17 protein-coding genes and 1 pseudogene are annotated in these 20,922 nt (G+C 74.7%); 11 read left to right on the top strand and 7 right to left on the bottom strand.

Features of this window, described 5'->3' with window-relative positions; translation table 11 throughout:
• Nucleotides 1–70: 70 nt before the first annotated feature.
• Genes FYW95_RS21925 through FYW95_RS21900 form a run of 6 tightly spaced genes read left to right on the top strand, consistent with a single transcriptional unit; the run spans nucleotide 71 to nucleotide 9,484 of the window.
• Nucleotides 71–1,645, top strand: a complete 1,575-nt coding sequence (locus FYW95_RS21925; protein WP_160050706.1) for a pyridoxal phosphate-dependent decarboxylase family protein — start codon at nucleotides 71–73, stop codon at nucleotides 1,643–1,645.
• Complete coding sequence (locus FYW95_RS21920; protein ID WP_159945218.1) at nucleotides 1,642–2,997, top strand: lysine N(6)-hydroxylase/L-ornithine N(5)-oxygenase family protein; 1,356 nt, start codon at nucleotides 1,642–1,644, stop codon at nucleotides 2,995–2,997. Before FYW95_RS21925 ends, FYW95_RS21920 begins: the two co-directional genes overlap by 4 nt.
• A complete protein-coding gene (locus FYW95_RS21915; protein ID WP_159945219.1) occupies nucleotides 2,994–4,226 on the top strand; it encodes an MFS transporter in 1,233 nt (410 codons plus the stop codon). Before FYW95_RS21920 ends, FYW95_RS21915 begins: the two co-directional genes overlap by 4 nt.
• The gene (locus tag FYW95_RS21910) at nucleotides 4,219–6,081 is read left to right on the top strand and encodes an IucA/IucC family protein (RefSeq protein ID WP_159945220.1); all 1,863 of its coding nucleotides are present in this window, start codon (nucleotides 4,219–4,221) and stop codon (nucleotides 6,079–6,081) included. The genes FYW95_RS21915 and FYW95_RS21910 overlap by 8 nt, the downstream gene beginning before the upstream one ends.
• Nucleotides 6,078–8,060, top strand: a complete 1,983-nt coding sequence (locus tag FYW95_RS21905; protein ID WP_236568087.1) for an IucA/IucC family protein — start codon at nucleotides 6,078–6,080, stop codon at nucleotides 8,058–8,060. Before FYW95_RS21910 ends, FYW95_RS21905 begins: the two co-directional genes overlap by 4 nt.
• On the top strand, nucleotides 8,057–9,484 hold the full coding sequence (locus FYW95_RS21900) for a glutamine synthetase family protein (protein ID WP_160050705.1): 1,428 nt from the start codon (nucleotides 8,057–8,059) through the stop codon (nucleotides 9,482–9,484). The genes FYW95_RS21905 and FYW95_RS21900 overlap by 4 nt, the downstream gene beginning before the upstream one ends.
• 151 nt (nucleotides 9,485–9,635) lie before the next feature.
• On the opposite strand, the gene menD is transcribed toward FYW95_RS21900, so the two are convergent.
• From menD to menB, 3 genes are all read right to left on the bottom strand, one after another.
• Entirely contained in the window at nucleotides 9,636–11,348 is a 1,713-nt protein-coding gene (menD, locus tag FYW95_RS21895; protein WP_159945222.1) for a 2-succinyl-5-enolpyruvyl-6-hydroxy-3-cyclohexene-1-carboxylic-acid synthase, read from the bottom strand.
• A gap of 245 nt (nucleotides 11,349–11,593) precedes the next feature.
• A complete protein-coding gene (locus FYW95_RS21890) occupies nucleotides 11,594–12,583 on the bottom strand; it encodes an o-succinylbenzoate synthase (RefSeq protein ID WP_159945223.1) in 990 nt (329 codons plus the stop codon).
• Nucleotides 12,580–13,419: a 1,4-dihydroxy-2-naphthoyl-CoA synthase gene (gene menB / locus FYW95_RS21885; RefSeq protein ID WP_159945224.1), complete on the bottom strand. Its 840-nt coding sequence runs from the start codon at nucleotides 13,417–13,419 to the stop codon at nucleotides 12,580–12,582. Before menB ends, FYW95_RS21890 begins: the two co-directional genes overlap by 4 nt.
• Nucleotides 13,420–13,625: 206 nt before the next feature.
• On the opposite strand from menB, the gene FYW95_RS21880 reads away from it, so the two are divergent.
• The 3 genes from FYW95_RS21880 to FYW95_RS21870 all read left to right on the top strand — a co-directional run bounded on the left by FYW95_RS21880 (nucleotide 13,626) and on the right by FYW95_RS21870 (nucleotide 17,475).
• The gene (locus FYW95_RS21880; protein WP_201294984.1) at nucleotides 13,626–14,801 is read left to right on the top strand and encodes an AMP-binding protein; all 1,176 of its coding nucleotides are present in this window, start codon (nucleotides 13,626–13,628) and stop codon (nucleotides 14,799–14,801) included.
• A 721-nt stretch (nucleotides 14,802–15,522) separates the two neighbouring features.
• The gene (locus FYW95_RS21875) at nucleotides 15,523–16,920 is read left to right on the top strand and encodes an RNA polymerase sigma factor (protein WP_159945225.1); all 1,398 of its coding nucleotides are present in this window, start codon (nucleotides 15,523–15,525) and stop codon (nucleotides 16,918–16,920) included.
• A 192-nt stretch (nucleotides 16,921–17,112) separates the two neighbouring features.
• Nucleotides 17,113–17,475: a hypothetical protein gene (locus tag FYW95_RS21870; protein WP_159945226.1), complete on the top strand. Its 363-nt coding sequence runs from the start codon at nucleotides 17,113–17,115 to the stop codon at nucleotides 17,473–17,475.
• A gap of 31 nt (nucleotides 17,476–17,506) precedes the next feature.
• On the opposite strand, the gene FYW95_RS21865 is transcribed toward FYW95_RS21870, so the two are convergent.
• The 3 genes from FYW95_RS21865 to FYW95_RS21855 all read right to left on the bottom strand — a co-directional run bounded on the left by FYW95_RS21865 (nucleotide 17,507) and on the right by FYW95_RS21855 (nucleotide 18,978).
• The gene (locus FYW95_RS21865; RefSeq protein ID WP_201294981.1) at nucleotides 17,507–17,944 is read right to left on the bottom strand and encodes a hypothetical protein; all 438 of its coding nucleotides are present in this window, start codon (nucleotides 17,942–17,944) and stop codon (nucleotides 17,507–17,509) included.
• Between the two features lie 173 nt (nucleotides 17,945–18,117).
• Entirely contained in the window at nucleotides 18,118–18,480 is a 363-nt protein-coding gene (locus FYW95_RS21860; RefSeq protein ID WP_159945228.1) for a GntR family transcriptional regulator, read from the bottom strand.
• A gap of 111 nt (nucleotides 18,481–18,591) precedes the next feature.
• Complete coding sequence (locus FYW95_RS21855) at nucleotides 18,592–18,978, bottom strand: hypothetical protein (RefSeq protein ID WP_159945229.1); 387 nt, start codon at nucleotides 18,976–18,978, stop codon at nucleotides 18,592–18,594.
• Nucleotides 18,979–19,123: 145 nt separating this feature from the next.
• Here FYW95_RS21855 and FYW95_RS21850 point away from each other — a divergent pair, with 145 nt between their 5' ends.
• Nucleotides 19,124–19,753 (top strand): TetR/AcrR family transcriptional regulator, encoded by a 630-nt coding sequence (locus FYW95_RS21850; RefSeq protein WP_159945230.1) that lies wholly within the window; start codon nucleotides 19,124–19,126, stop codon nucleotides 19,751–19,753.
• A 130-nt stretch (nucleotides 19,754–19,883) separates the two neighbouring features.
• Nucleotides 19,884–20,669: a sporulation protein gene (locus tag FYW95_RS21845; protein ID WP_159945231.1), complete on the top strand. Its 786-nt coding sequence runs from the start codon at nucleotides 19,884–19,886 to the stop codon at nucleotides 20,667–20,669.
• 71 nt (nucleotides 20,670–20,740) lie between these two features.
• On the opposite strand, the pseudogene FYW95_RS21840 reads toward FYW95_RS21845, so the two are convergent.
• A pseudogene (locus FYW95_RS21840) lies at nucleotides 20,741–20,922 on the bottom strand (ABC transporter ATP-binding protein); the annotation flags it as partial.

Raw genomic sequence — 20,922 nt, 5'->3', positions numbered from 1 at the left:
CACGCCCCGGCCCCACCCCGAATCCGCGTGCCCGCGACCGGCCACGGCAGAAACCGGAGCCCGACTTCCCATGACCATCACTCCACGTGTCGACCCCGTCACTCCAGGCGCCTGTGTGTCCGGACCCCCGACCCCGCCCGCGCTCCCCCACGCGGTCTCCCCGCTGGCCGACGTGTTCGCGGGGGCTCCCGGCGGCCCCGCCGTGGTCGCCGCCCTGGTCGAGGCGGCGACCACGGCCCTGGCCGAGGCCGGAGCCGCACGCGGCGGACCGCTTCCGGCCCGGACCCCCCGGCAGGTCGCCGACGCGGTCCGCGAGGCGCTGGGCCCCGCCGGCGCCGCCGGCGGGCTCGCCGTGGACGTCCTGACCAGGCTGACCCGGGTACTGGCCACCGGGGCCGCCGACCCCGCCCACCCGCGCTGCGCCGCACACCTGCACTGCCCGCCGCTGGCCGTGGCGGTGGCCGCCGACACCGTCGCCTCCGTCCTCAACCAGTCCCTGGACTCCTGGGACCAGGCGCCCGCCGCCACCGCCATGGAGACCCAGCTCGTGGCCGAACTCGCGGACCTGGTCGGCTACCGGGGCGAGAGCGCGGGCGGCGTCGTCACCTCCGGCGGCACCGAGTCCAACCTCACCGCCCTGCTGCTGGCCCGCGACTCCGCCCTGGGCGGGGAGGGCGGCCGCGACGCCAGCCGCCACGGCGTGGCCCGGGCCGCGGGCGGCGCCCGCCCCCGGATCGTGTGCGGCGCGGTCGCGCACTTCTCCGTGCAGCGCTCGGCCGCCCTGCTGGGCCTGGGCGAGGACGCGGTGGTCACCGTGGACGTGGACGCGCAGCACCGGATGCGTCCGGCCGCGCTGCGCGAGACCCTGGCGCGCCTGCGCGCGGAGGGGGACCTGCCGGTCGCGGTGGTGGCCACCGCGGGCACCACCGACCTGGGCGGCATCGATCCCCTGGCGGCCGTCGCCCGCGTCGCCCGCGAGTTCGGCGTGTGGCTGCACGTGGACGCGGCCTACGGCGGCGGCCTGCTGTTCTCCCGGCGCCTGCGCGGGTTCCTCGCCGGGCTGGAGCGGGCCGACTCGGTCAGCATGGACCTGCACAAGCTCGGCTGGCAGCCGGTGGCGGCCGGGATCCTGCTCACCCGCGAACGCGCCCTGTTCGCCCCGCTGTCGCGCTCGGTGGACTACCTCAACCCGACCGACGACGAGGAGGCCGGATACCCCAGCCTGCTCGGCTACTCCCTGCGCACCACCCGCCGGGCCGACGTGTTCAAGATCGCCGTCACCCTGCGCGCCCTGGGCACCGACGGCCTGGGACGCCTCGTGGACGCCTGCCACGACCTGGCCCTGCGCACCGCCTCGCACGTGGTGGCCGCCCCGCGCCTAATCCTGGCCACCGCCCCCTCCCTGACCACCGTCGTGTTCCGCTACGACGCGGGCGAACACAGCGACGCCGTCAACGCCCGACTGCGCCGCCGCCTGCTGGAGCAGGGCCGGGCCGTGATCGGGCGCACCCAGATCGACGGCCGCGTGTGGCTCAAGCTCACCCTGCTCAACCCCGACACCACCCCGGACGAGACCGCGTCCCTGCTCGCCGAGGTCGTCGCCGCGGGCGACGCCGAGGCCGCCGCCCTGAAGGAGTCCCGTTGACCTCCGCCCCCGGCCCGCTCCCCGGCCCCGTACCGCCCTCCCGCTCCGACGACGACCGCGTGCACGACGTGGTGGGCGTGGGACTGGGCCCGTTCAACCTGGCCCTGGCCGCGCTGGCCGACGCCGTCCCGGGGCTGGACCCCCTTTTTTTGGAGGCGCGCCCGTCCTTCTCCTGGCACCCGGGCCTGCTGCTGGAGGGCGCCCGCCTGCAGGTGCCCTTCCTGGCCGACCTGGTCAGCCTGGTGGACCCCACCAGCCGGTGGTCGTTCCTGTCCTACCTGCGCGAGCACGACCGCCTGTTCCCCTTCTACTTCGCCGAGCACTTCCACGTGCCCCGCCGCGAGTACGACGACTACTGCCGCTGGGTGGCCCGACAGCTGCCCTCGTGCCGCTTCGACGCCCTCGTCACGGCCGTGCACCACGAGGACGGCGTGTTCACCGTGGAGTACGCCGCGGCGGACGGCACGCGCGCCGCCGCGCGCGGGCGGGCGCTGGTGCTGGGCATCGGCACCGAGCCGGTGCTGCCCGAGCCGCTGGCCGACCTGGTCGGCGAGCGGGTCTTCCACGCCGCCGACTACGCCGACCGCGCCCCGGGGCTGGCCGGGCTGGGCGACGTGACCGTGCTGGGCTCGGGGCAGTCCGGCGCGGAGGTGTTCCTGGACCTGCTGCGCTCGCCCGCGCACCGCGACGCACACGTGCGCTGGCTGACCCGTTCCCCCGCCTTCGCGCCGATGGAGTACTCCAAGCTGGGCCTGGAGCACTTCACCCCTGACTACACCCGCTACTTCCACGCCCTGCCCCAGCAGGTGAAGGACCGGGTCGTGCCCGCGCAGTGGCAGCTGTACAAGGGCATCAGCGCCGACACCATCGCCGAGATCCACGACGTGCTCTACGAGCGCGGCATCGCCGGGGCGCCGGTGGGCGCCAGCCTGCGGGCGCAGTGCGAGCTGCTGGGTGCGCGCGCCGACGGGAACGGCTACGAACTCACCTTCCGCCACCGCGAGCAGGACCGCGAGTTCAGCGTGCGCACCGAGGCGGTCGTCGCCGCCTCCGGCTACGCCCAGCGCGAGCCCGGCTTCCTGGCGCCGGTGGCCAAACTGCTGCACACCGATGACCGGGGCCGCCCCGTGGTGGGTGAGGACCTGCGGCTGGCCGCCGACCCGGAGCTGACCGCGCCCATCCACGTGCAGAACGCCGAACTCCACACGCACGGAGTGGGCGCGCCCGACCTGGGCCTGGGGGCCTGGCGGGCGGCCACCATCCTCAACAGCCTGGCCGGGCGCACGGTCTACCGGCTGCCGGAGCGCACGGCGTTCACCTCCTTCGGAGCGCCGTCCCGGGAGGGGCGATGACGGCTCCGGCCTTCCGGCGCCTGTACCTGCTGGTCGTCCTCCTGCACCTGGTGGGGGACGTGGCGCTGAGCCCGTTCTACCCGCAGCTGTTCGAGCGGCTGTTCGGGGTCACCGACCCCGCGGCCACCGGGACCTACATCTGGGTGTGCCGGGTGGCCGCCCTGGCGGCCATGCCGCTGTGGGGGCTGGCCGCGCGCCGCGCCTCACTGCGCTCGCTGGTGGTGGGCTCGCTGGCCGTGGCGGCGGTGCTGGAGCTGGTGCTGGCCGCGGCGCCCTCCTACCTCGCGTTCCTGGTGCTGTCGGCCGCCTCGGTGGTGGTCACCATGGCCTTCACGCTGGCCTATCCGGCGTTCGTGGGCACCGGCCGCGACCGCGTACGCGACGTGACGCTGTTCGCCTACGTCGTCAACGGCGGGGTCGTGGTCGCCACCGTGCTGGGCGCCGCGATCATGGCGCTGCCCGAACCCCGGTACGGGATCGCGGCGTGCTCCCTGCTGTACGTGGCGCTGGCGGTGCTGTGCCACCGCCGCCTGCCCCGCTCCGCCGACGGCCCGGCGCTCACCCCCGGGGGCACGGACCCCGACGGCTCCGAACCCCCGAACGCCGGCCCCGCCCCCCGGCGGGGGCGTACGGCCCTGGTCGCCCTGGCGGCGGTGTGCACGGCCGTGCTGGCGGCCGAGACCGCCCGCCTGGTGGTGCGCCCCTTCTTCACCCTGTACGCCGAGGACGGCGGGGCGGGCACCACCGCGGCGGCGCTGCTGTTCCTGCTGCCGCAGGTCACGGTGCTGGCGGTCCTGCCCCTGGCGCACCGGGCGCACGCCCTGCTGGGCCGGTCCCTGCTCCCGGTCTCCTGCGCGGTGGCCGCCCTGGGCCTGCTGGCGCAGTTCCTCACCCCCGACCCCGCCCTGCTGGCCCTGGGGCGGGTGGTGTTCGGCGCCGGGCTGGGCCTGGGGCACGTGGCCCTGGACCTGCGGGTGTTCGAGGTGACCGGGGCCCGCGGACCGGCCTTCTCCGTCGTGGCCACCGTGCGGGTGGGCGCGACCCTGGTCAGTCCCGTGCTGGCCACGGCCCTGGCCGGAGCCGGGCTGGGCCTGCCCCTGGCCGCCGGGGCGGCCCTGTTCGGCGTGCTCGCCCTCGTCCTGGCCCTGCCACCCGGGCGCACGCCTCCCGCCGCACCCGCCCCACCGACCACGACCGCGCACCGGACGGAAGACACACAGCATGCCTGAGACCGCGTACACCGACCGCGACGACGACCGCGCCACCACCGACCCCGACGTCTGGCGCCGGGCCGGCCGGCGCCTGCTCGCCCACATGGTCGGCGAGCTGGCCTACGAGGAGATGGTCCTGCCCCGGCCCGAGCCGGAGCGGGGCCCGAACGCCTGGATCCTGGAGGCGGACGGCGGGACGTCCTACGCCTTCACCGCCCGCCGGGGCGGGTTCGGCTCCTGGCACGTGGACGCCGCCTCCCTGGTCCGCCGTACCGGGAGCGGCGAGGAGCCCGCGTGGGACCCCACCCGGTTCGTCACCGACACCCAGGAGACCGTGGGCCTGCCCGGTGACTCCCTGGCGGAGGTGGTGCGCGACCTGCTGGCCACGCACGCCGCCGACGCCCGCCTGACGGCCGACGCGCTGCCCGCGGCCGAGCTGGCCGACCTGCCCTACGAGGACCTGGAGGGGTACCAGACCGGGCACCCGTGCATCTTCGTCAACAAGGGCCGTCTGGGTTTCTCCGCCGCCGACGCCGCGCGCTACACCCCCGAGGCGCGCGGCGCCTTCCACCTGGTGTGGATCGCCGTCCACCCCGACCTGGGCCGCTTCCAGGCGATGGCCGGGACCGACCGCGCCACGCTGCTGGCCGGAGAGCTGGACGCCGACCAGCGGGCCGCCTTCGCCGAGCGCGTGCGCGGGCGCGGCGGCGATCCGGACGCCTACCTGTGGCTGCCGGTGCACCCCTTCCAGTGGGACGAGGTCATCGCCCCGCTCTTCGCCTCCGAGATCGCTCTGGGGCGGGTGGTGCGCCTGGGACTCAGCCGGGACCGGTACCGCCCCTTCCAGTCCATCCGCACCCTGATGAACCTGGACCGGCCCGACCGGCTCAACGTCAAGGTGCCCCTGATGATCCGCAACACCCTGGTGTGGCGGGGGCTGTCGGGCACCCAGACCGGGTGCGCCCCGCACACCAGCACCTGGCTGCGCGCCCTGGCCGAACGCGACCCCTTCTTCCTGGAGACGGGGGTGGTCATGCTCGCCGAGCGGGCCTCGGCCACCGTCCCGCACCCGGTCTTCGACCGGATGTCGCAGGCCCCCTACCGCTTCCACGAGCTGCTGGGCACCATCTGGCGCGAGCCGATCCACCGCCACCTGGCCGGGGGCGAGCGCGCCCGCACCATGGCCTGCCTGCTGCTGGAGGGCGCCGACGGCCGGGCCCTGGTCGCCGAGCTGGTGGAGCGTTCCGGGCTGGGCGCCGAGGAGTGGCTGCGCCGCTTCCTGGGCGCCCTGCTCCCGCCGGTGCTGCACTACCTGTACCGGTACGGGGCCTCCTTCACCCCGCACGGGGAGAACGTCGTGCTCGTCTTCGACGCGGACGAGGCGCCCGTGCGCATCGCGCTCAAGGACTTCGGATCGGACGTGGAGCTCCTTCCCTTCGACCTGCCCGAGTACGCCGAGATCCCCGAGCACGTGCGCGCCGTGCTGCACCGCTGGAAGCCCGAGGAGCTGGCGCACTCGGTGCTCTCCGCGATCGGCGCCGGGCACCTGCGCTTCCTCGCCGACATCGTCGAGCGCCAGCTGGGCCTGCCCGGCGCGCGGCTGTGGGCGCTGGCGCGCGAGCAGGTGCTGGCCTACCACGCGCGCTTCCCCGAGCTCGCCGACCGCTTCGCCTGGTTCGACCTGCTGGCCCCCCGGGTGGGCCGCGTCGCCCTGAACCGCGAGCAGCTCATGGGGGGCGGGTTCCACGAACGGGCCGAGCGCGACGCCGAGTTCGACGTCATGCACGGCACGGTCGACAACCCGCTCGCCGTACCCGGGGACCGGGCCGGAGACCGATCCGAGGAACGGACCGGGGCCGGGGACGGCCGTTGAACCGCCCTCCGCTCCCCGACGCCGCACCCGCCACGACCACCACCCCGGAGACCGCGATGACCGCCGCACCCGACCAGGCGCCCGAACAGGTGCACGACCAGGCGCCGGACCGCGCGTCCGGCGCCGCGCCGCCCCCGCCGGTACCGGCGGAGCTGACCCCCGCGCACTGGCGGCGCGCCAGCGAGCACCTGACCGCCAAGATGGTCGCCGAGCTGTGCTTCGAGTACGCGCTGCGCCCCGAGCCGGAGGGGGCTCCCGGCGGCGGGCGCTGGCGGGTCCGCGTCCACGACGGCGCCGCCTACCTGTTCACCGGACGGCGCACCGGCATGGACGGCTGGCGGGTCGACCCCGGCGGCGTCCTGCGCGAGGCCGCCGACGGCGCCCGCACACCCGCCTCGCCCTTCACCCTGCTGCGCGACCTGGGTACGGCCGGGGCCGTGGACCCGGCCGTGGAGGCCTTCACCGTGGGGGAGCTGACCGCGACCCTGAGCGCCGACGCCCGCCTGGCCGCGACGGCCGCCACCAGCGCCGAGCTGGCCGACCTGCCGCACGCCGGGCTGGAGGGGCACCAGGGCGGCCACCCCTGGATCTTCGCCAACAAGGGGAGGGTGGGCTTCTCCGCCCGCGACCGCGCCCACTACCCGCCCGAGGCCCGGCGGCCCCTGCGCCTGCCGTGGATCGCCGTGCACCGCTCCCTGGCCGAGCACCACGGCGTTCCCGGTCTGGACCAGGAGGCCCTGCGCGCCGCCGAACTGGGCCCGGAGCTGACCGCCCTGTTCACCGGGCGCCTGGAGGAGGCGGTGCGCTCCGGCGGCGGGCGGGCCGCGGAGTTCGTGTGGCTGCCGGTGCACCCCTGGCAGTGGGACGAGGTGGTGGTGCCCCTGTTCGCCGCCGAACTCGCCGAGGGCCTGATCGTGCCGCTGGGCGAGGCCGACGACGACTACCTGCCCCAGCAGTCCATCCGCACCTTCACCAACCTCACCCGTCCCGGGCGGCTCAACGTCAAGCTCTCGCTGGCCATCCTCAACACGATGGTCTACCGGGGGATCCCCACCGAGCTGTGCCGGGCCGCGCCCGCCAGCACCCGGTGGGTGCACGCCCTGCGCGGGCGCGACGCGTTCCTGTCCGAGCACTGCCGGGTGGTGCTGCCCGGCGAGGTCGCCGCGGTGGCCGTGCGCCACCCGGTCCTGGAGGAGATCCCCGACGCCCCCTACCGGCACCGGCAGCTGCTCGGCGCGCTGTGGCGCGAGCCGGTCACCGAGCTGCTGGAGCCGGGCGAGCGGGCCCGCACCCTGGCCGCGCTGCTGCACGTGGACGCGCACGGGCGTGCGCTGACCGCCGAACTCGTGGAGCGCTCGGGCCTGCCCGCCCAGGAGTGGCTGCGCGCGCTGTTCGCCGCCGTCCTGCCGCCGGTGCTGCACCTGCTCTACCGGTACGGGCTGGCGTTCAACCCGCACGGGGAGAACGCCGTCGTGGTCTACGACGACCGCGACCGGCCGGTGCGGCTGGCGGTCAAGGACTTCGTGGACGACATGAAGCTGCTGGACACCGACCTGCCCGAGTACGCCGACCTGCCCGCCGAGGCGCTGGGCGTGCTGATGCGCTTCGACGCCGCGGAACTGACCTCCTCCGTCGTCAAGTCGCTGTTCGTGGGGCACTTCCGCTACCTGGCCCCGCTGGCGGAGGAGCACCTCGGCGTGCCCGAGGAGCGGTTCTGGGAGCTGGTGCGCGCCGAGGTGCTGCGCTACCAGGCCGGGTTCCCCGAGCTGGCCGACCGCTTCGCCCTGTTCGACCTGCTGGCGCCCGCCTTCGAGCGGGTCTGCCTGAACCGGGAGCGCCTGCTGGGCGGCGGCTACCACGACCGGGCCGAGCGCGACGCGGAGTTCCACCTGGACGCGCCCCCGGTGCCCAACCCGCTGCACCGGCCCGACCCCCGGGACCGGCCCGAGCGGCCGCACCGGACGGGGGGCCGCGCGTGAGCCCGCTCATCGGCGACGGCCTGCCGCCCCTGCGCGAGACCCTGCCGCCCGCGCCGCCGCCCCCGCCCTTCCCCGTCCCGTTGGAGCGGCTGCGCGCCGACGCCGCCGCCGGGGCGATCAGCGACGTCATCGTGGCCCTGCCCGACCTGCAGGGCCGGGTGCAGGGCAGCCGCCTCAACCCGCGCGACTTCGCCTCCCGGGTGCTGTCGGAGGGGTTCGGCGCCTGCCTCTACCTGCTGGCCACCGACGTGGAGATGGAGTCGCGGCCGGGCTACGCCACCGACCCGTGGGGCGGCGGGCTCGGCGACTTCGCGATCGTGCCCGACCCCGGCACCCTGCGCTACCTGCCCTGGGACCCGGGCACCGCGCTGGTCCTCGGCGACGCCCGCGGCGCCGACGGGCGCCCGGTGGCGGTGGCGCCCCGGCAGGTGCTGCGCACCCAGCTGGAGCGGCTCGCCGAGCGCGGCTGGCACGCCCTGGCCGGGACCGAACTGGAGTTCCTGGTCTTCCGCGACTCCTACCAGGAGGCCTTCGAGGCCGACTACCGCGGCCTGACCAGCGCGACCCGGTTCAACTCCGACTACGCGCTGCCCGAGGTGGCCGAGATCGACCCGCTCGTGCGCCGCATCCGCACCGCGATGGAGCGCACCGGCATGACGGTGGAGTCCGCGCGCGGGGAGTGCCACCCGGGCCAGTACGAGATCGTGTTCCGCTACGACGAGGCCCTGCGCACCTGCGACAACCACGTGGTCTACAAGGCGGGGGCCCGTGCGCTGGCCGCCCAGGCCGGGGTGGCGCTGACCTTCATGGCCAAGTTCGACGAGGGCGAGGGCAACTCCTGCCACGTGCACCTGTCGCTGCGCGACGGGAACGGGGAGCCGGTGTTCGCCGACGACGGCTCGGGGCGGTACGGCATGTCCCGGGTGATGGAGCACTTCGTGGCGGGCCAGCTGGCGTGCATGCGCGACTTCGCGCTGCTGTGGGCGCCCAACGTCAACTCCTTCAAGCGCCTGTCCCCGCTGGGCTACGCGCCCAGCACCGTCTCCTGGGGGCTGGACAACCGCACGTGCCCGGTGCGGGTGGTGGGCTCGGGGGACTCGGCGCGGATCGAGTTCCGGGTGCCGGGCGGGGACGCCAACCCCTACACGGCGGTGGCGGGGATCGTCGCGGCGGGCCTGTACGGCGTCGACCGGGAGCTGGAGCTGCCCGAGCCCGTCCGGGGCAACGCAGCCGAGGCGGACCTGCCCCGGCTGCCCGCCTCCCTGGAGGAGGCGGTGCTGGCCTGGGAGTCCAGCGCCCCGGCCCGGACCTGCTTCGGCCCGGACGTGGTGCGACACTACGCGGCGGCGGCCCGCGCGGAGCTGGCCGCGTTCTCGGCCTCGGTCACCGACTTCGAGCGCCGCCGCCACTTCGAGCGCGGCTAGCGGACTTTCGGGAGGGACCGCCCCCGGCGGTCCCGTACGTGTGACGGCTCCGGGTACCGGGCCCGTCCACGGGTACGGGACCGCGCGCGGGGCGGTGTGGTCGGAGGGCGCCGTCCGGGGCGGGGTTCGGAGGGCCTCGCCCCGTTCGGGGTCAGAGGACGTCGTCGAGGGCGGCGTCCACGGCGGCCTGCACCCGGCGGCGCAGCGCGGCGCTGTCGGCTCGGTGGGTGTGCACCTCGATCAGGCGCATCCCCTCGCCCAGCAGGGCCTTGGGCAGGTCGGTGGCCCACTCCAGGCGGGTGTAGGGCAGGTCGGCCACGGCCGCCACCCGCTCCATGGACACTCCGTGCGGGGTGCCGAACACCCTCTCGAAGTCGGGGTGCCCGGCCTGCTCCAGACCGGAGAAGATCCCGCCGCCGTCGTTGTTGACCACCACGACCGCCAGGTCCGGACGGGGTTCGCCCGGGCCGATGAGCAGGCCGTTCTGGTCGTGCAGCATCGCCAGGTCGCCGAGCAGGGCGTAGGCCTGCCCGCCCCCGTCGGCCTGGTGGGCCAGGGCCGCGCCGACCGCGGTGGAGACGGTCCCGTCGATCCCGCTCACACCCCGGTTGCCGACCAGGCGCACACCGCAGCGGGAGCGCATGGTGGCGTCCAGGTCGCGGATGGGCATGCTGGACCCGGCGAAGAGCAGGGAGCCCGCGGACAGGTGCGCGACGAGGTCGCGCGCCAGGCGGGGCTCGCTGAGCACCTCCTCGGCGTCCAGGACCGCGTCCAGGGCGGTCCGCGCCGCCGACTCGGCCCGCCACCAGGTGTCCGACCAGTCGGTGCGCCGGGGCGAGGACGGGTCCAGGCCCGCCGGGGCGGCGACGGCGGCCACCACGTCGGTGGCGGTGCGGGCGGGGTCGGCGAAGGCGTTGGGCAGGTTCGCGGCCGGGTCGCCGAGGGTCTGCGCGGTGACCACCACGTGCCGCTCGGCCCGGCGCAGGTAGGCCAGGATCTGCCGGGACAGGTTGGGGCGGCCCACGCTCACCACCAACTCCGGAGCCGGGCCCGAGGCCAGGCTCGGGGAGGCCAACAGCTGTCGGTAGGTGGAGACGGCGCCCGCCCGGCGGGCGTTGGAGGTGGGTTCGGCCAGCAGCGGCCAGCCGGTCGCCTCGGCCAGCGCCAGGAAGGGCACCGGGTCGTAGTCGCCGTCACCGCACACGATCACGCCCCGCTCCGCGTCGGGCAGCGTGAAGGGCGCGGGCTCCGTGGCAGGTCCGGGCCGGTTGATCCACGGGCCGCCCGTACCGCGCCCCTCCAACGGCTCGGGCCAGGGGCCGGTGTCGGCGTCCGGGGTCAGCGGGTCGCGGAAGGGCACGTTGAGGTGGACCGGACCGGGGCGTCCGCCCAGGGCCGACGCCCACGCCCGGCAGGTGAGCGAGCGCCAGTAGGCGACCATGCCCGGAACCGGGTCGGGCGTGCCGACCTCGGCGAACATGCGCACCGCGTCACCGTACAGACCGATCTGGTCGACGGTCTGGTTGGCACCGGTGCCGCGCAGTTCCGGGGGCCGGTCGGCGGTGAGCACCAGCAGCGGCACTCCGCTCTCGTCGGCCTCCATGACCGCCGGGTGGAAGTTGGCGGCGGCCGTGCCGGAGGTGCACACCACCGCCACCGGGCGCCGGGAGACCCGGGCGAGTCCGAGGGCGAGGAAGGACGCCGAGCGCTCGTCGATGCGTACGTGCACCCTGACGTCGGGATGGGCGACCAGGGCCAGGGCGAGCGGTGTCGAACGCGACCCCGGCGCGACGACGGCCTCGGCCAGGCCGCAGCGGGCCAGTTCGTCGACCAGGACCCGCGCCAGGGCGGTAGACGGGTTCATCAACTCTCTCGATCGTCTCAATGTGTACCAAGTATCACCATGTGGACCCGGTCCCTACAGTCAACCCCCACCTATACCCGCGAAGCGAACGAACCCGCTGTTGGTCCCCCCACATTCGCGCCGCCTGATCACCCCAGTGATCACAGGCGCCCCATGCGCCACTCGGGTACCTGATCCGGTTCGCGGCGGGGCGCCTCGTCCGACGCCGGGATCCCGCGGATCCCGTCGGCGGTGGCGCGGGCACCTCATCCGGCCCCGGGCGCCCCGGGGACTCCTTCGGCGGCGGCTCGGGCCGCCGCGGCCCGGGCCCGCCACCCGGCGGGGTCGACCTCCACCGCGCGCAGGCTCGCCTCGTCGACCTCCACCCGGCGCACCGGCAGGAAACCGTCCTCGGGCAGGAGGGGGTCGGCGGTGACGTCGGCGGTGAGCATCTGCATCGTGGCCAGGCCGCAGGCGTGGGGGAGCTCGGGCAGGGCGGCGGCCAGGGCCACCCCGGCGGCCAGGCCCACCGAGGTCTCCACGGCGCTGGAGACCACCACCGGCAGGCCGCACGCCTCGGCCACGCGCAGCGCGGCGCGCACCCCGCCCAGCGGCTGGACCTTGAGCACGACGATGTCGGCGGCCCCGGCGGCGCGCACGCGCAGCGGGTCCTCGGCCCTGCGGACCGACTCGTCGGCGGCCACCGGCACCCCGACGCGGCGGCGCACGGCGGCGAGTTCGTCCAGGGTGGCGCAGGGCTGCTCGACGTACTCCAGGCCGAAACGGTCCAGCGCGCGCACCATGCGCACGGCGGTGTCGACGTCCCAGGCGCCGTTGGCGTCCACCCGCAGCAGGCCCGAGGGGCCCAGGGCGTCGCGCACCGCCTCCACGCGGGCCAGGTCCTCGGCCGGGTCCTGCCCGCGTTCTGCCACCTTGACCTTGGCGGTGGCGCAGCCGCCCGCGGCGACGATCGCGTGGGCGCGGTCGGGGTCCACGGCGGGCACGGTGACGTTGACCGGAACCCGGTCGCGGACGGGGGCGGGCCAGCCCTGGTGGGCCGCCTCGTGGCAGGCCGCCCACCAGCGGGCGCACTCGCGCGGCCCGTACTCGGCGAAGGGCGAGAACTCGCCCCAGCCCGCGGGCCCGCGCACCAGCATCCCCTCGCGGACGGTGATGCCGCGGAAGCGGTTGCGCAGGCCGACGGAGAAGGCGCGCCCGGCGGCGGAGGCCGCCGGGCCGGGTTCGGCGCCGGTCACGGGCGGCGCGGGAACTTGTCGAACTCCGGGCGGCGCTTCTCCTTGAAGGCGTCGCGGCCCTCCTGGGCCTCCTCGCTCATGTAGTAGAGCATGGTGGCGTCACCGGCGAACTGCTGCATGCCCGCGGCGCCGTCGCTGACGGCGTTGATGGCGCCCTTGAGCATGCGCAGCGCCAGCGGGGACTTCTCCAGCATCTCGCGCGCCCAGGCGACGGTCTCCTTCTCCAGGTCGGCCAGGGGCACGACGGTGTTGACCATGCCCATGTCCAGCGCCTCCTGGGCGCTGTACTGGCGGCACAGGTACCAGATCTCGCGGGCCTTCTTGAGGCCGACGGTCTGGGCGAGCAGCCAGGAGCCGTAGCCGCCGTCGAAGGAGCCGACCTTGGGGCCGGTCTGGCCGAACTTGGCGTTGTCGGCGGCGATGGTGAGGTCGCAGCACACCTGGAGGACGTTGCCGCCGCCGATGGACCAGCCCGCGACCATGGCGATGACCGGCTTGGGCAGGCGGCGGATCTGGATCTGCAGGTCGAGCACGTTAAGGCGGCCGATGCCCTGGCGGGCCACGGAGTCGTCACCCATGTAGCCGTCGTCGCCGCGGATCTTCTGGTCGCCGCCCGAGCAGAAGGCCTGGTCTCCGGCGCCGGTGAAGATGATCACGCCGATCCCGGAGTCGTCGCGCGCCACGTTGAAGGCGTCCTGCAGCTCGAACAGCGTCTGCGGGCGGAAGGCGTTGTGCCGCTCGGGGCGGTTGATCGTGATCTTGGCGATACCCTCCGCGGTCTCGTAGATGATGTCGGAATACTCGCCCGACCGCTGCCAGTCGATCACGCTGCTCACGGCTACTACTTCTCCTCACGGGGACACTGGGGACGGTGCGGACGCGACGGCCGCGTCCAAGCGTCAACCCTACGCATTGTGCCAGGCGGACCGGGACGGACGGGCACGGGCGTACCCTGTCGGTCGTGGTAGACGAGCACGAGGCGGACACGACGGCGGCGCACCCCGGCGACGGGGAGGGGCGGCCCCTCCAGGCGGTGCACGGGCTGGGCCCCGAGCGGACGGGCGAACTGCTGGCCCGCGCACTGGACGGGCACGGCCCCGCCCTGCTGCCGATCCCGGCCGGAACCCCCGAAGCCCGCGTGCGCGACCTGCTCACCGCGATGCGCCCCGCGTCCGTGCTCACCCCCGAGGGGACCTCCCGACTGGCGGGCGCCGTCCCGGCGGGCGCGGACACCGCCCTGGTCATCACCACCTCGGGGTCCACCGGCGCGCCCAAGGGTGTGGAGCTGTCCGCGGCGGCGCTGCGCGCCTCGGCCCGGGCCTCGGTGGCGCGGATCGGCGCCGGGCCGGGCCAGGCCTGGCTGTGCGTGCTGCCCGCCGGACACATCTCGGGGATCCAGGTGATGACCCGCGCCCTGGTCACGGGCACCGAGGCGGTGCACGCGCCCTTCGACGCCGCCTCGTTCGCGGACCTGGTCCGGGAGCTGCGCCCGCACGTGTCCCTGGTGCCCACCCAGCTGCGCAGGCTGCTGGCCGCGGGAGCCGACCTGTCGCCGCTGCGCAGCGTCCTGCTGGGCGGGGCCGCGGCGGAGCCCGCCCTGCTGGACGCCGCGCGCGGGGCCGGGGTCCGGGCGCTGACCACCTACGGCATGAGCGAGACCTGCGGCGGCTGCGTCTACGACGGCGTTCCGCTGGAGGGGGTGCGGGTGCGGGTGGAGTCCGAGGCGCCCGGTGAGCCGGGGCGGATCCTGCTCTCGGGGCCGGTGCTGCTGAGCGGCTACCGCCTCCCGCCGGGCGTCCCGGGGAATCCGGACGCGGTGGCCTCCGACGCCGAGGGCGTGCGCTGGCTGCGCACCAACGACCTGGGGCGCCTGGAGGAGGACGGCCGCCTGCGCGTGCTGGGCCGAATGGACGAGGTGGTCAACACCGGCGGGCACAAGGTGGTGCCCGGCCAGGTCAACGCACTGCTGCTGGAGCACCCGGCGGTGGCCGACTCGGTGGTGGTGGGCCGCCCGGACCCCGAGTGGGGCGAGCGGGTGAGCGCGGTCGTGGTGCCCGCCGACCCGCAGGCGCCGCCGTCGCTGGAACAGCTGCGCGACTGGGTGCGCGAGCGCCTGCCCTCCTACGCCGCCCCGCGTGAGCTGGAGGTGCGCTCCGCACTGCCGATGCTGGCCTCGGGCAAACCCGACCTGGTGGCGCTGCGCGGCGCCTCCGCCTGACGGTTCCCGGCTCCTCCGCCCGGCGGTCCCACCGGACTCCCGGTCCCTCCGCCTGAGGACCCCTCCCCCGGGCCGCCCCGGACGGGCGGCACCTCCGCCTGGACCGCGCCGTCCCGCGCGGCCCCGGCAGCGCCTCCGGAGTCCTCCGGCGGTGCTTCCCGCGCGGCGCCCAGCAGTGCCAGCAGCACCTCCGGCCAAGGCTCGTGTACCGGTGCACTCCGAACACATGGGACCCTGGGGCGCGTCCGCACCCCGTCCACCCCGGGGCTCGCGGGGACGGGCGGTGCGCCGGAGGCGGTCTCACCCGGCCGTACACGGCTCCGACCTGCCCGCGCACGGCCGGTAACGGTCATGTGAGGACAAAGGGCGGGGAACTTCCCCGCGTTTCCCGACGTCTATCTGGGTACCCGCTCCTCCGGCCCCTCGTCCAAGGAGGTCCGCAGTTGGCGACAGCCATCGGTCCACTCGTCCAGGCCCCTGCCCCTGCGCCCTTCCTCCCGGCGGGTCCACCGCCCTGCGGGCACCGGTTTCGGACGCGCTCCTTTACCCGCTGCCAGGCGCATTTGGCCACTTCTGACACAGTGATCCGCGCCACATCACCCGATATCCAATCGAGACAGGGAACATTTGACTCCCCGACACGTTGGACATATTGGCGCGTCCAGTCGGCGGGAACCCTCCGCCGCGTGCCACACGCCTTGGAAGGGAGGGAGGTGCCCCGATGACGAGCACTGCCCCGGCCGCTCCGGCACCCACCGCCGGAGTCCCCGCTGACACCGCTCACGGTGACAGCCCGGACGTGATCCTGGCCGACCTGCTCGACCGCGGGCGCTCACAGGGACACCTGTCCCTCTCCGAACTGCGCACCGCTTTCTCCGAGGCCGGAGTCTCCGCTGGCGACGGCCGATCCATCCTGCGTGAACTCACCGAGAACGGGGTCCGGCTCGCCAACGGGGGCGACCACTCCGCGCCGGTGGCCGATCCTGACGCCGAGGACGACGTGCTGGAAGACACTCTCATCGCCACGGTGCCCGAGACCAACGAGGCACCCAAGGTCGCGACGCGCAAGGGCCCCTCCACCCGGAGGAAGACCCGCTCCACGCGACGCACCAAGAAGACCGAGACCACCCAGGCCGCCTCCGAGCCGGAGGCTTCGGAGACCGGGGAGGCCGACCTCGACGACCAGTCCCCCGCGATGGGCGACTCGGTCCACACCTACCTCAAGGCCATCGGCCGCCGCCAACTGCTCACCGCCGAGCAGGAGGTGGACCTGGCCAAGCGGGTCGAGGCCGGTCTCTACGCCGAGTACCGGCTGGGCCGGCACGGTGAGGTCGACGGGTCCGTCCCGATGGCCGAGGCCGAGGTCGAGGAACTGGAGTGGGTGGCCGAGGACGGCCGCAGGGCCAAGTCCCACATGCTGGAGGCCAACCTGCGCCTGGTGGTGTCGGTGGCCAAGAAGTACAGCGACCGGGGGATGTCGCTGCTCGACGTGGTCCAGGAGGGCAACCTCGGCCTGATCCGCGCCGTGGAGAAGTTCGACTACACCAAGGGCTTCAAGTTCTCCACCTACGCCATGTGGTGGATCCGCCAGGCCATCCAGCGCGGTTTCGCCGACTCGGCGCGCACCATCCGCCTGCCCGTGCACGTCCTGGAGCTGCTGAGCAAGGTCAGCCGCCTGGAGCGCGACATGCACCAGGCGCTGGGCCGCGAGCCCACCCCGGAGGAGCTGGCCCTGGAGCTGGACAAGACCCCGGCCCAGATCGAGGAGCTGCTGCGCGTCACCCGCCAGCCCATCAGCCTGGACTCCACCATCGGCGAGGACGGCGAGACCCGCATCGGCGACCTGATCGAGGACGTGGACGCCTCGGAGGCCTCCGAGGTGGTGGACCGCCAGCTCATGGCCGACCAGCTGCGCAACGCGCTGTCGGACCTGGAGCCGCGCGAGGCCACGATCATGTCCCTGCGCTTCGGTCTGATGGACGGGCGTCCGCGCACGCTGGACGAGATCGGCAAGCACCTGGGACTGACCCGGGAGCGCATCCGGCAGCTGGAGAAGCAGTCGCTGTCCAAGCTGCGCCACCCGAGCCGCGCCCAGCAGCTGCTGGACTTCGCGAGCTAGGCGCAGCCGGACCAGGCGCGTACCGGCCGGCGCGAGGGGCCCGGCCGGGAACCGTCCGCGGGGCCGCTCCCACCCGGGAGCGGCCCTTTCGCGTGCCCGGACCGGCCCGCCCCGGGGAGAACCCTGGTTCGTCCCGGATTCTCCCCTGGTTCGGCGCCGCCCGAGGGGTGGGGGCCCGGAAACGGTGCGAGGATGGGGAGCATGACGAACTCCCCCCAGTCCCGGAGGGACGAGGTGTCGGCGGCGCTGCGGGCCAGCCGTGAACTCGGCCCGGAGTACGACGAGGCCGTGGCCGCGTCCCTGGTCGAGCGGATCGACGACACCATCGCCGAGCGGGTCCGCCACCATCTGGCCGCCCAGCGGGCCGCGGCGGAGCCGACCAGGACCGGAACCCCCTCCAACACCGTGCGCTTCGTGCTCTCCCTGGTGTGCCTGGGGGTCAGCGTCCCCATCACCGCCATCGCCGCCGCCGTGGGCGGGCCCGGCGCGCTTCCCATGGTGTGGATCGGGCTGATCCTGTTCTACGTCGTCTCCGTGGTCGGCCTGCGCCGCTGACGGTCCGCCTCCCGCGCCGGGCCCGGGCCGCTCAGCGCAGGAGCAGGAACAGCAGCAGGGCGACCAGGCCCAGAAGGACGGCGACGACGGCTACCCGGAGCAGGACCGCGCCGGGCCGCGCCCGGTACAGGCCGCTGTTGTCGCTCTCGTAGGAGCGCACGCGGCGGTCGCCCGCGTAGGAGCGGACGTGGTTGTCGTCCTCGTGGTACCAGTCGTCGCGCCGCCGGTTGCCGCTCAGCCCCGAACCGCGCCGCCGGCGCGCCCCGCGCCGGTCACGGACCGGACCCGGTCGTCCGCCGCCAGCGGGGCCGGCCGGCCGCCGGGCCGCACCGCCGCCGGAGGCGCCCCTCCCGGAACCCGCGGTACCGCCACCGGGCCCGCCGCGACCGGAACCCCCGCCGCTCCCGCCCCCGGGGGACGCGCCGCCCGCGGGGCGCCCTCCCGACCGTCCACCGGATCCCTTGCCCATCGGCGCCTCCCTCGGTGCCCGCGCCGCCCGGGGTGGCGGCACCCTCCGACACTAGCCGGAAGGTGCGACGCACAGGAGGGACGGACGGCCACCACCCGCCCCGGGAGGGCGGGCGGCCCCGCGACGGCGCCCGGGAGCGGGCCCCGACCCGGGCGCGGCCTCCGGGGCCGGGTTCAGCCCCTGAGCGCCGCGCGCAGGATCTCCACGGCCTCCTCGTGGTCCAGGCCCACCCGGGAGATCACCTCGGCGTAGGCGCGCGCGGCGGCCAGCGCCTCGGCGCGCTGGTCGTCGCCCGCGGCGGCCACGAAGGTGCCCGAGCGCCCCCGGGTCTCGACCACCCCGGCCTGTTCCAGTTCGCGGTAGGCACGCGCCACCGTGTTCACCGCCACCGAGAGCTGCCCGGCCAGGGCTCGCACGGTCGGCAACCGGTAGCCCACCGGCAGCTCGCCGTTGGCGGCCCGGATCGCCACGATCGACCGGATCTGCTCATAGGGCGGTACCTTCGACGTCGGATCGATGCGGATGAACTCCGACATCCGTTACTGCGCTCCCCACCGTCGCCTGCTGCGGTGCCCGGCCTGGGCCGGACCGGACACCAACCTACCGCGCGCGTACCGGCCCGAGGCTACGCACCGTGGCCGAGGAGCTCACGCGGCCTGGCGCGGTACCCGCTGGATGCCGTGCAGGCGATGGGTCTCCCGGGCGGTCAGCAGGCGCTCGGCCGTCTCCGTGGCCTCCCGGACCCGCGGGGTGGCCAGCCGCTTGCGGCGGTAGATGCGGTCGGTGTACCCCTTCAGCCCCACCAGTGCCCGTTCCTTGGCGTAGGCCGCCCGCATCGCCTCGGTCAGCGCCGTGTCCAGGGCCATGCTCCGCTCGTGGAGCTCCTCCACGGGTGCGCCCCGGGAGTGCGACCTGTCCAGGTCCTCCTGGGCCCGGGCCACCTCCCGCAGGAGCTCGGGCAGCCTCGCGGCCAGCTCCTGGTCGGCCGCCAGGCTCTGCCGCGCCTGCGTCGTGTTCTGATTGCCAAGTCCCATTGTGTGCGCTCCGTACCCGCGAACCGTCGTTCCGAGCCACTGTAAACGTGACGCAGATCATCTGGCGAGCCGGGCCGCGCGTCGGTGGTGGCGCCCCGGGCCCGGATCTGCCACCTTTACGGCGCACACCCCCGAAAGGAACACCGTGAGCAGGAACAACGCCGGACTCAGTCGCGAGCGCATCATCCTGGAGGCGCTGCACATCATCGCCGGACGCGGACTGGGCGGCCTGTCCATGCGCCGCCTGGGCGACGCTCTGGAGGTGGAGGCCATGGCCATCTACCACCACTTCCCCCTCGGCAAGGAGCAGCTGTTCAACGCCATCACCGCCTACGTGGCCTCGCCCGCGCCGCAGGGCACCGTCCCCATCGACCCGGCCGACCTCGCCGGCGGGGGCGGGGAGGAGGGGGAGACCGAGGACCCCGCGGCCGCCGAGGCCGGGGACACCCGCCCCTGGGACGTGCGCCTGACCGAGTGGGCGCACGCCTACCGCGCACGCCTGCTGGAGTTCTCCGGAGCGCTGTCACTGCTGGTCCACCGGGCCCCGCAGACCCCCAGCACCGCCGCCACCCGGGCCCTCCTGCACCGCGCGCTCACCGAGGCGGGCCTGTCGGGGCAGGACGTGCAGCGCGGCGCCGACGCCGTGCACTCCTACTGCGTGGGCGCGGTCGTGCACCAGGTCCGCCACCAGGACGAGGAGGACGCCCCGGACGAGGGCGAGGCCCGGGCCCGCTTCGACTTCGGACTGCGCGCCCTGCTGCGCGGACTCGTCTGAAGCCCTCTCCCACCAGCCGGAGAAACCGGGAACCGGACGCGCCCGCGCGACGTCTTCCCTACAGGTGCCACCCCCTTCCTCCCTCGCTCCCGGCCCGGCACCGCCGGACACGACAACAGAAAGATTTTCCATGGTTCTCAAGCGCCTGCTCGCCGGTATCGGATTCGGCGGAGCCTCGGTGGAAACCTCCCTGGAATCATCTATGACGGCCCCCGGCGGCTCCCTGCGGGGCCACGTCCTCATCGAGGGCGGTGACGTGGAGCAGCGGGTCGAACAGCTGACCGTGGGCCTGCAGGCCCGGGTCGAGACCGAGGTCGACGACCACGAGGTCAACAGCGACATGGAGTTCCACCGCGTCCGTCTGGGCGACGCGGTGATGCTGGCCCCCGGACAGCGCTTCCAGGTGCCCTTCGAACTCTTCGTGCCCTGGGAGACCCCGGTCACCTTCCACCGCGGCGGTCACCTGCACCGCATGAACGTGGGCGTGAACACCCGGCTGCACGTGGCCAACGCGATCGACCCGGGCGACCTGGACCCGGTGGCCATCGAGCCGCTGCCCTCCCAGGCCGCGGTCCTGGACGCCCTGCTGTCCCTCGGCTTCACCTTCAAGCAGGCCGACCTGGAGCGGGGCCAGATCCGGGGCACCCGTCAGCGGCTGCCCTTCTACCAGGAGATCGAGTTCTTCTCGCCCAGCCGCTACCAGGGCCTGAACGAGCTGGAGCTGTCGCTGGTCACCGACGAGCACGGCATGGACGTGGTGCTGGAGCTGGACAAGAAGCCGGGGCTGCTCTTCTCCGAGGGCCGTGACACCTTCCACCGCTTCAGCGTGAGCCACCAGGAGGGTGCCGGACGCGACTGGAGCGGCGCCCTGCACCAGTGGATCGACTCCCTTGCGGGCCGCAGGGAGCTGTTCTGACCGATGGCTTCGGGCTGAGCAGGCTACCGGGATAGGGAACCCGGGAGAGGGCACTCCCCCTCCCGGGTTCCCTATCCTCCGGCGCGCTGGCGCACCCGTTCCGCGCGCAGCTCGCGCGCCTGGTCGGGGTCGAGGACGGGGGCGGCGGTCAGGAGCTGACGGGTGTACTCACTCCGCGGCGACTCATACACCGCGTCACTGTCACCCATCTCCACGATCTCCCCCGCACGCATCACCGCCACCCGATCACTGA

The organism is Nocardiopsis sp. FR4, assembly GCF_009830945.1.
GTDB lineage: Bacteria > Actinomycetota > Actinomycetes > Streptosporangiales > Streptosporangiaceae > Nocardiopsis.
The sequence above is the reverse complement of the archived record's forward strand: the minus strand, read 5'-3'. Positions and strand labels throughout refer to the sequence as shown.

Bases quoted from the DNA above. Each gene is read 5' to 3' on its own strand.
- FYW95_RS21925 (WP_160050706.1), top strand. From the start codon at position 71: ATGACCATCACTCCACGTGTCGACCCCGTCACTCCAGGCGCCTGTGTG.
- FYW95_RS21915 (WP_159945219.1), top strand. From the start codon at position 2,994: ATGACGGCTCCGGCCTTCCGGCGCCTGTACCTGCTGGTCGTCCTCCTG.
- FYW95_RS21910 (WP_159945220.1), top strand. From the start codon at position 4,219: ATGCCTGAGACCGCGTACACCGACCGCGACGACGACCGCGCCACCACC.
- menD (WP_159945222.1), bottom strand. From the start codon at position 11,348: ATGAACCCGTCTACCGCCCTGGCGCGGGTCCTGGTCGACGAACTGGCC.
- FYW95_RS21875 (WP_159945225.1), top strand. From the start codon at position 15,523: ATGACGAGCACTGCCCCGGCCGCTCCGGCACCCACCGCCGGAGTCCCC.
- FYW95_RS21870 (WP_159945226.1), top strand. From the start codon at position 17,113: ATGGGGAGCATGACGAACTCCCCCCAGTCCCGGAGGGACGAGGTGTCG.
- FYW95_RS21865 (WP_201294981.1), bottom strand. From the start codon at position 17,944: ATGGGCAAGGGATCCGGTGGACGGTCGGGAGGGCGCCCCGCGGGCGGC.
- FYW95_RS21860 (WP_159945228.1), bottom strand. From the start codon at position 18,480: ATGTCGGAGTTCATCCGCATCGATCCGACGTCGAAGGTACCGCCCTAT.
- FYW95_RS21855 (WP_159945229.1), bottom strand. From the start codon at position 18,978: ATGGGACTTGGCAATCAGAACACGACGCAGGCGCGGCAGAGCCTGGCG.
- FYW95_RS21845 (WP_159945231.1), top strand. From the start codon at position 19,884: ATGGTTCTCAAGCGCCTGCTCGCCGGTATCGGATTCGGCGGAGCCTCG.